The following is a 12,754-nucleotide window of genomic DNA, read 5'->3' on the forward strand; positions in this document are numbered from 1 at the left end:
ACGCCGCGATTCTACCGGTGTGGCCCGCGCACCAACATGAACGATATTCATGCAAAACCCGCACATGCTCCAAAAGCGCACAGGTTTGTTATTATCCCGCCCCTTCGTCATGGCCTTACCGAGTAGTCCAAATGTCCGATCGCAGCGTTCGCCTTCAAGCTCTCAAGCACGCCCTCAAAGAGCGCATCCTGATTCTCGATGGCGGCATGGGTACGATGATCCAGAGCTACAAGCTCGAGGAGCAGGATTACCGTGGCAAACGCTTCGCCGACTGGCCGAGCGATGTAAAAGGCAACAACGACCTGTTGGTGCTGACGCGCCCGGACGTGATTGGCGCTATTGAAAAAGCTTACCTGGATGCCGGCGCCGACATTCTGGAAACCAACACCTTCAACGCCACCCAAGTGTCCCAGGCCGACTACGGCATGCAGGGCCTGGCGTACGAACTCAACGTAGAAGGCGCGCGCCTGGCACGCAAGGTGGCGGACGCCAAGACCCTGGAAACCCCGGACAAGCCGCGTTTCGTCGCCGGCGTGCTCGGCCCTACCAGCCGCACCTGCTCGCTGTCGCCTGACGTGAACAACCCCGGCTACCGCAACGTGACCTTCGATGAACTGGTGGAAAACTACACCGAGGCCACCAAAGGCCTGATCGAAGGCGGCGCCGACCTGATCCTGATCGAAACCATTTTCGACACCCTCAACGCCAAAGCCGCGATCTTCGCTGTGCAGGGTGTTTACGAGGAGTTGGGCGTCGAGTTGCCGATCATGATCTCCGGCACCATCACCGACGCCTCTGGCCGCACCCTCTCCGGCCAGACCACCGAAGCGTTCTGGAACTCCGTGGCCCACGCCAAGCCGATTTCCGTCGGCCTGAACTGCGCCCTTGGCGCCAGTGAACTGCGCCCGTACCTGGAAGAACTGTCGAACAAGGCCAGCACCTACGTGTCAGCGCACCCGAACGCCGGCCTGCCGAACGAATTCGGCGAGTACGACGAGCTGCCGGCCCAAACCGCCAAGGTCATCGAAGAATTCGCCCAAAGCGGCTTCCTGAACATCGTCGGCGGCTGCTGCGGCACCACGCCGGGCCACATCGAAGCCATCGCCAAAGCGGTGGCCGGTTATGCGCCGCGCGAGATTCCGGACATTCCCAAGGCTTGCCGCCTGTCGGGCCTGGAACCGTTCACCATCGATCGCAGCTCGTTGTTCGTCAACGTCGGCGAGCGGACCAACATCACCGGTTCCGCCAAGTTCGCCCGTCTGATCCGTGAAGACAACTACACCGAAGCCCTGGAAGTCGCCCTGCAGCAGGTCGAAGCCGGCGCCCAGGTGATCGACATCAACATGGACGAAGGGATGCTCGATTCGAAGAAGGCCATGGTGACCTTCCTCAATCTGATTGCCGGTGAACCGGACATCTCCCGCGTCCCGATCATGATCGACTCCTCCAAGTGGGAAGTGATCGAAGCCGGCCTCAAATGCATCCAGGGCAAGGGCATCGTCAACTCGATCAGCATGAAAGAAGGCGTCGAGCAGTTCATTCATCACGCCAAACTGTGCAAACGCTACGGCGCCGCCGTGGTGGTGATGGCCTTCGACGAAGCCGGCCAGGCCGACACCGAAGCGCGCAAGAAAGAAATCTGCAAACGCTCCTACGACATTCTGGTCAACGACGTCGGCTTCCCGCCGGAAGACATCATCTTCGACCCGAACATCTTCGCCGTGGCCACCGGTATCGAAGAACACAACAACTACGCTGTGGACTTCATCAACGCCTGTGCCTACATCCGCGATGAACTGCCGTACGCCCTGACCTCCGGCGGCGTGTCGAACGTGTCGTTCTCGTTCCGTGGCAACAACCCGGTGCGTGAGGCAATTCACTCGGTGTTCCTGCTGTATGCGATCCGTAATGGCCTGACCATGGGTATCGTCAACGCCGGTCAGCTGGAGATCTACGACCAGATTCCGGCCGAGCTGCGCGACGCCGTCGAAGACGTGATCCTCAACCGCACCCCGGAAGGCACCGACGCCCTCCTCGCCATCGCCGACAAGTACAAGGGCGACGGCAGCGTCAAGGAAGCCGAGACCGAAGAGTGGCGCAACTGGGACGTCAACAAGCGTCTGGAACATGCGCTGGTCAAGGGCATCACCACCCACATCGTCGAAGACACCGAAGAGTCGCGCCTGTCCTTTGCTCGCCCGATCGAAGTGATCGAAGGCCCGTTGATGTCCGGCATGAACATCGTCGGTGACCTGTTCGGTGCCGGTAAAATGTTCCTGCCGCAAGTGGTGAAATCCGCCCGCGTGATGAAGCAGGCCGTGGCCCACTTGATCCCGTTCATCGAGCTGGAAAAAGGCGACAAGCCGGAAGCCAAGGGCAAGATCCTCATGGCCACGGTCAAGGGCGACGTGCATGACATCGGCAAGAACATCGTCGGCGTGGTGCTGGGTTGCAATGGTTATGACATCGTCGACCTCGGCGTGATGGTGCCGGCGGAGAAGATCCTGCAAGTCGCCAAAGAACAGAAATGCGACATCATCGGCCTGTCTGGCCTGATCACGCCGTCGCTGGACGAAATGGTTCACGTGGCCCGCGAGATGCAGCGTCAGGACTTCCATCTGCCGTTGATGATCGGTGGCGCGACCACGTCCAAGGCGCACACCGCGGTGAAGATCGAGCCCAAGTACAGCAACGACGCGGTGATCTACGTCACTGACGCCTCCCGCGCTGTAGGCGTGGCGACGCAGTTGCTGTCCAAGGAACTGAAGGCCGGTTTCGTCGAGAAGACTCGCCTGGAATACATCGACGTTCGCGAGCGCACCGCCAACCGCAGCGCCCGTACCGAACGCCTGAGCTACCCGGCGGCCATCGCCAAGAAGCCGCAGTTCGACTGGGGCAGCTACGAACCGGTCAAACCGACGTTCACCGGCGCCAAGGTGCTGGACAACATTGACCTGAAGGTTCTGGCCGAATACATCGACTGGACACCGTTCTTCATCTCCTGGGACCTGGCCGGCAAGTTTCCGCGCATCCTCAAGGACGAAGTGGTCGGTGAAGCCGCCACCGCGCTGTACGCCGACGCCCAGGAAATGCTCGCCAAGCTGATCGATGAAAAACTCATCAGCGCCCGTGCGGTGTTCGGCTTCTGGCCGGCCAATCAGGTGCGTGACGATGACATCGAAGTCTACGGCGATGACGGCAAGCCATTGGCCAAGCTGCACCACTTGCGCCAGCAGATCATCAAGACCGACGGCAAACCGAACTTCTCCCTGGCCGACTTCGTCGCGCCCAAAGACAGCGGCGTGACCGACTACGTGGGTGGTTTCATCACCACCGCAGGGATCGGCGCCGAAGAAGTGGCCAAGGCCTATCAGGATGCGGGCGACGACTACAACTCGATCATGGTCAAGGCCCTGGCCGACCGCCTGGCCGAGGCCTGTGCCGAGTGGCTGCACCAACAGGTGCGTAAAGACTACTGGGGCTACGCCAAGGACGAGACGCTGGACAACGAGGCGTTGATCAAAGAGCAATACACCGGCATCCGCCCTGCTCCGGGCTACCCGGCCTGCCCGGATCACACCGAAAAAGCCACGCTGTTCAAACTGCTGGACCCGGAAGCGGAAGAACTCAAAGCCGGTCGCAGCGGCGTGTTCCTCACCGAACACTACGCCATGTTCCCGGCGGCAGCGGTCAGCGGCTGGTACTTCGCTCACCCGCAGGCGCAGTATTTTGCCGTGGGCAAGATCGACAAGGATCAGGTGCAGAGCTACACCTCGCGCAAAGGCCAGGAGTTGAGCGTGACCGAGCGCTGGCTGGCGCCTAATCTGGGTTACGACAACTAATCCTAGGCCTGTTGGCCACAATACTGCGGCCAACAACGATCCCTGTGGGAGCGGGCTTGCTCGCGAAGAGGTCATAACAGTCGATATCAATATTGACTGTCAGTCCGTTTTCGCGAGCAAGCCCGCTCCCACATTTGATTTGTGCATGCCGTGGATTGTCTATGCTTAGCTCTCACACATGCGTGACGGGGGATTTATGGACGATCCAGTCGACAACAACAAACCGCCGACCTTCTGGCAGATGCTGCACAGCGTGATGGCGGCGGCTTTCGGGGTGCAGAGCGGGAAGAATCGGGCTCGGGATTTCAGCCACGGCAAGCCGAGTCATTTCGTGATGTTGGGGATTCTGTTCACGGCAGTGTTCGCGTTGACGCTGTTTGGCATCGTCAAACTGGTGGTGTACCTGGCGGGTATCTGAACCGGCTCAGTGCATCAGGGCTTGCAAGCTGAACGGGTAGCGATACGACGTCGGTCGCCCCTTGGCGGAGAGTTTCTGAAAATCCACGCCATAATCCTGAGTAGCACTCAACGCCAGCAACCGCTTGGCTTGTGCGTGATTGATCAGCTGTAACAACGGAATCTGCCGGTCGCGCCCACCGTACTGGCTGACATCCACCCCCAGGTCGTAGTCATGCAGTTGCACCAGGGCCCAACCACCCAGAGTGAAGTGCCCGCCCAACAGCACACTCAACCGCCCTTCCAACAGCGCCTGTAGCGCAGTCGGTGAATTGTTGACGGCGCTGAACAGCGCGCCCTTGCCGGGTTGGCCGCCCGTTTCGGCGTAGGCCTGCATGGCACCAAAGGCCATTTCATCGTTGGCCGACCAGACCAGCGACGTGTGCGGATAACGCTTGAACAATAACCTGGCCTGTTCATAGGCGCGCTCGCGGGTCCAGCCGCCGTAGACCAACTGACGCAACCGCACTTCAGGGTGTTCGGCCAATGCCCGCATCATGCCCTTCTCACGCTGTTGCGCGGCTGGCGTGATCTTCAGGCCAGAGAAGGCCACGAGATCAATGACCTGACCGGGCGCGACCGGGCGATGCAGGCGAATCAGCTCCTTGAGCATCAAGTAGCCGCCCTCCTCATTGTTGGGCACCAGGCTGCCCAACCAGTCGGGATACTTGTCCGGCTGGTCGCCGAGCAAGCGCATCTGGTCTACGGTCAGGCCGTTGTTGACCAAAAACAGCTTCACACCGCTGCCTTGAGCCAGGCGCAGGATTTCGGGCGCGACGTACAGTTCGTTGACGAATACCAGATAGTCCGGTCGATTCGGCCCTTGCAGGGCTTCGCGGGCCTGCTTGATTGTGGTTTCAGCGTTTCGCTCGGAATACTGGATGCGCAAATCCATGCTCAGGTCCTTGGCCGCGGCCTGCATGAACTGCGAGTAACTGACCCAGAAGACCTCTTGGGTGGTTCCTGGATTGAGGAACAATACGGACGCCGCCTGGGCACACGGTCCCAAGACCGTACCAAGCGCCAGCACTACACCACAGAAGAACTTCAACATTAAACGTCCGAGGCCCCGAAAATCCGCTGCGCATTATAGCCAGCGAAGTCCCTGGAACGGCGCTTATTCCGGCTTCTGTCCGACAATCGTCAGCGCCGGGCCCGGACGGGGTCGTTTATTGATGGCTGACCCAGAACACCGCTGTGCCCACGACCAGGATGATCAGGAACAAAATCGCCCAAGCATCGACCGTGCTATCGCTTTTCCCTGCTTTGGTTGGGTTGCTCATTGCATCGCCTCTTGTCGGTTTTATCGGTGATTGCATAAAGACTCGAGCACAGTTAAGACGATGATTGCCCGCACCACAAATGTGGGTTTTGCTCCCATGAACTTCATTAGTCTTTTTGGTTCTTTACATATACTCAAACATCACTTTTGCGCATAACTGCAAACTGGTATCTTGCCTCCGCTCCGTTGGGAGTGCGCGGCCGTGCGCGCAGAATTGCCGAGGCAGCATCGGAGACTTCAGCAAGCGAAAAACGCAACTGGATCCGACCGGCCCAAGCCTGAGAACAGGACTTATATGTACGTATACGACGAGTACGATCAGCGGATCATCGAGGACCGCGTCAAGCAGTTCCGTGATCAGACCCGACGCTATCTGGCAGGCGAGCTGAGCGAAGAAGAATTCCGCCCCCTGCGCCTGCAAAATGGCCTTTACATCCAGCGCTTCGCGCCAATGCTGCGGGTGGCGGTGCCTTATGGCCAACTGACTTCGCGCCAGACGCGAATGATGGCCAAGATTGCCCGCGACTATGACAAGGGCTACGCCCACATCAGTACCCGGCAGAACGTGCAGTTCAACTGGCCGGCCCTGGAAGACATCCCGGACATCCTGGCTGAACTGGCGACCGTGCAGATGCACGCGATCCAGACCAGCGGCAACTGCCTGCGCAACGTCACCACCGACCAGTTCGCCGGTGTCGCGGCCGACGAGTTGATCGACCCGCGTCCATGGTGCGAAATTGTGCGCCAATGGACTACTTTCCACCCGGAATTCGCTTATTTACCGCGCAAGTTCAAAATCGCCATCAACGGTTCGACGTCCGACCGTGCGGCCATTGAAGTCCATGACATCGGCCTTGAGCCGGTACATAACGCCGCGGGCGAACTGGGTTTCCGTGTGCTGGTCGGTGGCGGCCTGGGCCGTACGCCGGTGGTGGGCGCGTTCATCAACGAGTTCCTGCCATGGCAGGACCTGTTGAGCTACCTCGACGCCATCCTGCGGGTCTACAACCGCTACGGCCGTCGCGACAACAAGTACAAGGCGCGGATCAAGATTCTGGTCAAGGCCCTGACGCCTGAAGTGTTCGCGCAGAAAGTCGACGCGGAAATGGAACACCTTCGCGGTGGCCAGACCACGCTGACCGAGGCCGAAGTGCATCGCGTGGCCAAACACTTTGTCGATCCGGAATACCAGGCTCTGGACAACCAGACTGCCGAACTGACCGAGCTCGACAAACAGCACCCAGGCTTCGCCCGCTGGCGCACCCGCAACACCCTGACCCACAAGAAACCGGGATATGTGGCCGTGACCCTGTCCCTGAAGCCGACTGGCGTTGCGCCGGGTGACATCACCGACAAGCAGCTCGATGCCGTTGCCGACCTCGCCGATCGTTACAGCTTCGGTCAGCTGCGCACCTCCCACGAGCAGAACATTATTCTTGCCGATGTCGAGCAGAGCCAATTGTTCGCTTTGTGGGGCGAGTTGCGCGAGCAAGGTTTCGCCACACCGAACATCGGTTTGCTGACCGACATCATCTGCTGCCCGGGCGGCGACTTCTGCTCCCTGGCCAACGCCAAATCGATCCCGATCGCCGAATCGATCCAGCGCCGTTTCGACGATCTGGACTACCTGTTCGACATTGGCGAGCTGGACCTGAACATCTCTGGCTGCATGAACGCCTGTGGTCACCACCACGTCGGCCACATCGGCATTCTCGGGGTGGACAAGAAAGGCGAAGAGTTCTACCAGGTGTCCCTGGGTGGCAGCGCCAGTCGCGATGCGAGCCTGGGCAAGATCCTCGGCCCGTCTTTCGCACAGGAAGCCATGCCTGACGTGATCGAGAAGCTGATCGACGTGTACATCGAACAACGTACCGAAGACGAACGCTTTATCGACACCTATCAGCGTATCGGCATCGACCTCTTCAAGGAGCGCGTCTATGCAGCGAATAATTAAGAACAACGAAGTCGTCGATGAAACCTGGCACCTGCTGCCGAAGGACTTCAACATCGACGAAATCAGCAACTGCGACGACCTTATCGTCCCGCTGCAACTGTGGCGCGAGCACAGCCGTATGCTCAAGGCCCGCGATGGCGGCTTGGGTGTGTGGCTGGACGCCGATGAAGAAGCCGAAGAAATCGGTGACGACGTTGCACAGTTCCAGGTCATCGCCTTGAACTTCCCGGCCTTCACCGATGGACGCAACTACTCCAATGCTCGATTGCTGCGTGACCGTTATGGTTTCAAAGGCGAACTGCGGGCGATCGGCGATGTGCTGCGCGACCAGCTGTTCTACCTGCACCGCTGCGGTTTCGACGCCTTTGCGATCCGCGCCGATAAAGACCCGTATGAAGCCCTGGAAGGTCTCAAGGACTTCTCGGTGACCTATCAGGCTGCTACCGACGAACCGCTGCCGCTGTTCCGTCGCCGCTAAGTACGCGTACAACAAAAAGCCCTGAATCGGAAATCCGGTTCAGGGCTTTTTTGTGTCCGGCATAAACGATTACGCGACGGTGCTTACCAGAAGCGTTGCTGAGTCAAGCGGCTCCACCAGCTCAGCAATACACGATCGATCGAACCGCTGGCCGCGATGCCGATGCGCTCCTGCAGGCTTTTGCGTTCGGCGTAATGCAAGTGGTAGAGCTCGGACTGCTTGGCTCGTTCGGCAAGGTATTCATCGCTGGTCTTGAGTTCATCCACCAGTTGCTTGTCGAGCGCCGCAACGCCCAGCCAGATTTCTCCGGTGGCCACTTCGTCGATGGCCAGTTGCGGGCGATAGCGGGAAACGAAGTTTTTGAACAGCTGATGGGTGATGTCCAGGTCTTCCTGGAATTTCTCCCGGCCCTTCTCGGTGTTTTCGCCAAACACTGTCAGGGTGCGCTTGTACTCGCCGGCCGTCAGTACTTCAAAGTCGATGTCGTGTTTTTTCAGCAGGCGATTGACGTTGGGCAACTGCGCCACAACACCGATCGAGCCGAGGATCGCGAACGGCGCACTGATAATTTTCTCGCCGATGCATGCCATCATGTAGCCGCCACTGGCCGCGACCTTGTCGATGCACACGGTCAACGGCACGCCGGCTTCACGAATCCGCGCCAGTTGCGAAGACGCCAGGCCATAGCTGTGGACCATGCCGCCGCCGCTTTCAAGGCGCAGCACCACTTCATCCTTCGGCGTGGCGAGGGTCAGCAGCGCGGTGATTTCGTGGCGCAGGCTCTCAGTGGCCGACGCCCTGATGTCACCGTCGAAATCCAGCACGAACACCCGCGGTTTGGCCTCGGGTGTCTTCTTTTGCTTTTTATCGGTTTTAGCCTGGGACTTGCGCAAGGCCTTGAGCTGATCCTTGTCGAGCAAGGTTTGCTCCAGGCGTTCACGCAGCTCTTTGTAGAAATCATTGAGTTTGTTGACTTGCAGCTGCCCGGCCGACTTGCGCCGACCTTTGCTGCGCAACGCCGCAAAACTGGCCAGGACCACCAGAATGGCGATCACCAGGGTCACGGTCTTGGCCAGAAAAATGGCGTACTCGAACAAAAGCTCCACAGGGACTCCTTCAATCAATGCGCGGGGTAAACACGCGCGGGATACCTCCAGCATACCCATCCGCCGGCTCGACGACCAGCCGTGAAACCTCTGGCAACAGGCCTGTAACGGGCATTTCAAACAAGCGTATGTTTTTTCATTGACAGCTCACCGCCATCCTCATAACCTCGCCAAACCTTCAACGTACCGGGATGACGCGGACGTGGGCAGCATCTATTTGATTCGACATGGCCAGGCCTCCTTCGGTGCAGACGACTATGACGTCCTGTCGCCGACCGGTATTCGCCAGGCAGAACTCCTCGGCCAGCACTTGGCCGAACTCGGTGTCAGCTTCGATCGCTGCCTGTCGGGTGACCTGCGCCGCCAGCAACATACCGCCAACAGCGCGCTGGAACAATTCGCCGCCGTCGGGATGCCGGTGCCGGTGCTGGAAATCGATTGCGCCTTCAACGAATTCGATGCCGACGCGGTGATCCGTGCCCTGCTGCCAGCCATGTTGGAGGACGAGCCCCAAGCGCTGGATATCCTGCGCAACGCCGCACAAAACCGTGCTGAATTCCAACGCATCTTTGCCTTGATCATCGAGCGCTGGCTCGCCGGCACCTACGACACGCCGGGCCTGGAGAGCTGGCTGGGCTTCGTCGAACGCGTGCAGGCCGGTCTGCATCGATTACTCGAACACGCCGACAATACCCAGAAAATCGCCGTGTTCACCTCCGGCGGCACCATCACTGCCCTGCTCCACCTCATTACGCAAATGCCCGCAAAGCAGGCCTTTGAACTGAACTGGCAAATCGTCAACACCTCGCTCAACCTGCTTAAGTTTCGTGGTCGCGAGGTGGCCCTGGCTTCCTTCAACAGTCATGCACACCTGCAACTGCTGAAGGCCCCGGAACTCATCACGTTTCGCTGAGTCCGGATTATTGTGACCCTGGCTGTAATCACCCAGCTCTTATTACCCAAGAAAGGATCGAACCATGACCTCCGTAGCTGATGCCGTACAAGCAATGAAAGCCAAGTTCAACCCAGCCGCTGCTGCCGGTCTGGACCTGGTATTCGGTTTCCGCATCGACGACACCAAGAACTTCTCGCTGATCGTCAAAGACGGCACCTGCGAACTGCAAGAAGGCGAGAACCCGGACGCCCAGGTCACTCTGATAATGGACGGCGAAACCCTGGAAGGCATCGTTGACGGTTCGACCGACGGCATGCAAGCGTTCATGGGTGGCAAACTGCGCGCTGAAGGCGACATGATGCTGGCCATGAAACTGTCCGAGCTGTTCCCGGCCTAAGCACGCCGCTCCCGTCTTTCGGGAGCACGTCCGGCTGCAAACGAATCCCGCCCCTTGTGGCGGGATTCGTCGTTTTCGCTTTCGGAAAACGGCCATCTGCGGATTTGCCGACTATATTCCTTCTGGCCGCATGCGTCAGACATCGGCTGTTTGCCCTCACTTCTTTGTGAAGAACTTAGTGGAGTGCAGTGCCATGAGCCCACCTGACGAGCCCAACGACTTCAGCCGTCGCCGTGTATTGCAAGGCCTTTCAGCAGGCGCCGTCGGTGCCTGGGTCAGCCCACTATTCGCAGGGAGTAAAACCATGCCCGATGCTCCGGCCGATCTGATTCTTTACAACGGACGCCTGCACACCGTCGACCGCAAGAAACCCCAAGCCAGTGCCGTCGCGATCAAGGACGGGCGCTTCGTGGTGGTCGGCAGCGATGCCCAGGCCATGGCGCTGCAAGGCCCCGGCAGCCAGATCATCGACCTGCATGGCCGCACGGTGATTCCGGGGCTCAATGACTCCCACCTGCACTTGATCCGTGGCGGTCTGAATTACAACCTCGAACTGCGCTGGGAAGGCGTGCCGTCCCTGGCCGATGCCTTGCGCATGCTCAAGGATCAGGCCGACCGCACACCGACGCCGCAATGGGTGCGGGTGGTCGGTGGCTGGAACGAATTCCAGTTTGCCGAGAAGCGCCTGCCGACGATTGAAGAGCTGAACAAGGCCGCGCCGGATACCCCGGTGTTTGTCCTTCACCTCTACGACCGCGCCCTGCTCAATCGCGCGGCGTTGAAAGTTGTCGGTTATACCCGCGACACGCCGAACCCGCCGGGCGGCGAGATCCAGCGCGATGCCAATGGCGACCCCACCGGCATGCTGATTGCCCGACCCAATGCGATGATCCTCTACTCGACCTTGGCCAAGGGGCCGAAGCTGCCGCTGGAGTATCAGGTCAACTCGACCCGCCAGTTCATGCGCGAACTCAATCGGCTGGGCGTCACCAGCGCCATCGATGCCGGTGGCGGTTATCAGAATTATCCAGACGATTATCAAGTCATCCAGCAACTGGCCAAAGACCAGCAGCTCACGGTGCGCATTGCCTACAACCTGTTCACCCAAAAACCCAAGGAAGAGCTGACCGATTTCAAAAACTGGACCAGCACTTCCCATTACGGTCAGGGCGATGACTTCCTGCGGCACAACGGTGCCGGGGAAATGCTGGTGTTCTCGGCAGCGGATTTCGAAGACTTCCTTGAGCCACGCCCAGACCTGCCGCAAACCATGGAGCAGGAGCTGGAACCGGTGGTCCGCCACCTCGTCGAGCAGCGCTGGCCCTTCCGCCTGCACGCCACCTACAACGAATCCATCAGCCGCATGCTCGACGTGTTCGAGAAGGTCAACCGGGATATTCCGTTCGACGGTTTGCCATGGTTCTTCGATCATGCTGAAACCATCAACCCACGGAACATTGAACGGGTTAAAGCCCTCGGTGGCGGCATTGCCATCCAGGATCGCATGGCATTCCAGGGCGAATACTTTGTCGACCGTTATGGCGCGAAGGCGGCCGAAGCGACACCACCGATCGCGCGCATGCTGGCCGAGGGTGTGCCGGTGGGCGCCGGTACCGATGCCACGCGCGTGTCCAGCTACAACCCCTGGACCTCGATGTACTGGCTGGTCAGCGGCCGCACCGTCGGCGGGTTGGCCCTGTACCCGCAAGGCTTGAGCCGCGATACGGCGCTGGAGCTTTTCACTCACGGCAGCGCCTGGTTTTCCTCCGAACAAGGCAAGAAAGGCCAGATCAAGGTCGGGCAACTGGCGGACCTGATCGCACTGTCGGCGGACTACTTTCACATCGAAGACGAAGCCATCAAATGGATCGAGTCGGTGCTGACCATTGTCGACGGCAAGATCGTCTACGGCAGCGTCGAGTTCGAAAAACTGGGACCACCGCCTATCCCGGTGGTGCCTGAGTGGTCGCCCGTGGTGAATGTACCGGGACACTGGAAACCACTGGCGCCGCTGACGGCGCAAGTGCACCAGTGTGTGGGCGCTTGCGCGGTGCATGCCCACAGCCATGAGCGGGCGCGGTTGTCGTCAGCGCCGGTCAGTGACTTTCAAGGGTTCTGGGGGGCGTTTGGCTGTTCGTGTTTTGCGTTCTGAACAAAATATTTCCAAACACCATCCATCTAATGTGGGAGCGGGCTTGCTCGCGAAGACGGTTCAACATTCAACAGTGATGTTGACTGTCAGTCCGCTTTCGCGAGCAAGCCCGCTCCCACATTAAATCGCTGTTCAACCTTCTGTCCCGAAACACCCACTGACACAAGCTTGACCTCGATCAGTTGTTCCCCA

The 12,754-nt window shown here is 59.4% G+C and carries 9 protein-coding genes; 7 read left to right on the forward strand and 2 right to left on the reverse strand.

Annotated elements, in window-relative coordinates:
- Positions 1-131 precede the first annotated feature (131 nt).
- Positions 132-3,842, forward strand: a complete 3,711-nt coding sequence (gene metH / locus AB7M29_RS21765) for a methionine synthase (protein ID WP_217856330.1) — start codon at positions 132-134, stop codon at positions 3,840-3,842.
- A gap of 196 nt (positions 3,843-4,038) precedes the next feature.
- Positions 4,039-4,260, forward strand: a complete 222-nt coding sequence (locus AB7M29_RS21770; RefSeq protein WP_123722372.1) for a DUF2970 domain-containing protein — start codon at positions 4,039-4,041, stop codon at positions 4,258-4,260.
- Between the two features lie 6 nt (positions 4,261-4,266).
- Here the strand turns inward: AB7M29_RS21770 and AB7M29_RS21775 are convergent, their stop codons facing one another.
- Positions 4,267-5,352, reverse strand: a complete 1,086-nt coding sequence (locus tag AB7M29_RS21775; RefSeq protein ID WP_454247921.1) for an ABC transporter substrate-binding protein — start codon at positions 5,350-5,352, stop codon at positions 4,267-4,269.
- Positions 5,353-5,875: 523 nt separating this feature from the next.
- Between AB7M29_RS21775 and AB7M29_RS21780 the strand changes: the two genes are divergently transcribed.
- Both AB7M29_RS21780 and AB7M29_RS21785 read left to right on the forward strand, forming a co-directional pair.
- On the forward strand, positions 5,876-7,534 hold the full coding sequence (locus AB7M29_RS21780; protein WP_052964357.1) for a nitrite/sulfite reductase: 1,659 nt from the start codon (positions 5,876-5,878) through the stop codon (positions 7,532-7,534).
- Entirely contained in the window at positions 7,518-8,012 is a 495-nt protein-coding gene (locus tag AB7M29_RS21785) for a DUF934 domain-containing protein (RefSeq protein WP_217856336.1), read from the forward strand. Before AB7M29_RS21780 ends, AB7M29_RS21785 begins: the two co-directional genes overlap by 17 nt.
- An 83-nt stretch (positions 8,013-8,095) precedes the next feature.
- Here the strand turns inward: AB7M29_RS21785 and sohB are convergent, their stop codons facing one another.
- The gene (gene sohB / locus AB7M29_RS21790; RefSeq protein WP_052964359.1) at positions 8,096-9,118 is read right to left on the reverse strand and encodes a protease SohB; all 1,023 of its coding nucleotides are present in this window, start codon (positions 9,116-9,118) and stop codon (positions 8,096-8,098) included.
- 202 nt (positions 9,119-9,320) lie between these two features.
- Between sohB and AB7M29_RS21795 the strand changes: the two genes are divergently transcribed.
- From AB7M29_RS21795 to AB7M29_RS21805, 3 genes are all read left to right on the forward strand, one after another.
- Positions 9,321-10,031, forward strand: coding sequence for a histidine phosphatase family protein (locus AB7M29_RS21795; protein ID WP_038982929.1), 711 nt, complete (start codon positions 9,321-9,323; stop codon positions 10,029-10,031).
- Positions 10,032-10,095: 64 nt separating this feature from the next.
- Positions 10,096-10,410, forward strand: coding sequence for an SCP2 sterol-binding domain-containing protein (locus AB7M29_RS21800; RefSeq protein ID WP_454247922.1), 315 nt, complete (start codon positions 10,096-10,098; stop codon positions 10,408-10,410).
- Positions 10,411-10,714: 304 nt separating this feature from the next.
- The gene (locus AB7M29_RS21805) at positions 10,715-12,562 is read left to right on the forward strand and encodes an amidohydrolase (protein ID WP_217856513.1); all 1,848 of its coding nucleotides are present in this window, start codon (positions 10,715-10,717) and stop codon (positions 12,560-12,562) included.
- Positions 12,563-12,754 lie beyond the last annotated feature (192 nt).

The sequence above is a fragment of the Pseudomonas sp. F-14 TE3623 genome, assembly GCF_053629015.1.

Coding starts and splice junctions, on each gene's coding strand:
- AB7M29_RS21775 (WP_454247921.1), bottom strand. CDS start 5,352: ATGTTGAAGTTCTTCTGTGGTGTAGTGCTGGCGCTTGGTACGGTCTTG.
- metH (WP_217856330.1), top strand. CDS start 132: ATGTCCGATCGCAGCGTTCGCCTTCAAGCTCTCAAGCACGCCCTCAAA.
- AB7M29_RS21780 (WP_052964357.1), top strand. CDS start 5,876: ATGTACGTATACGACGAGTACGATCAGCGGATCATCGAGGACCGCGTC.
- AB7M29_RS21770 (WP_123722372.1), top strand. CDS start 4,039: ATGGACGATCCAGTCGACAACAACAAACCGCCGACCTTCTGGCAGATG.
- AB7M29_RS21805 (WP_217856513.1), top strand. CDS start 10,715: ATGCCCGATGCTCCGGCCGATCTGATTCTTTACAACGGACGCCTGCAC.
- AB7M29_RS21800 (WP_454247922.1), top strand. CDS start 10,096: ATGACCTCCGTAGCTGATGCCGTACAAGCAATGAAAGCCAAGTTCAAC.
- AB7M29_RS21785 (WP_217856336.1), top strand. CDS start 7,518: ATGCAGCGAATAATTAAGAACAACGAAGTCGTCGATGAAACCTGGCAC.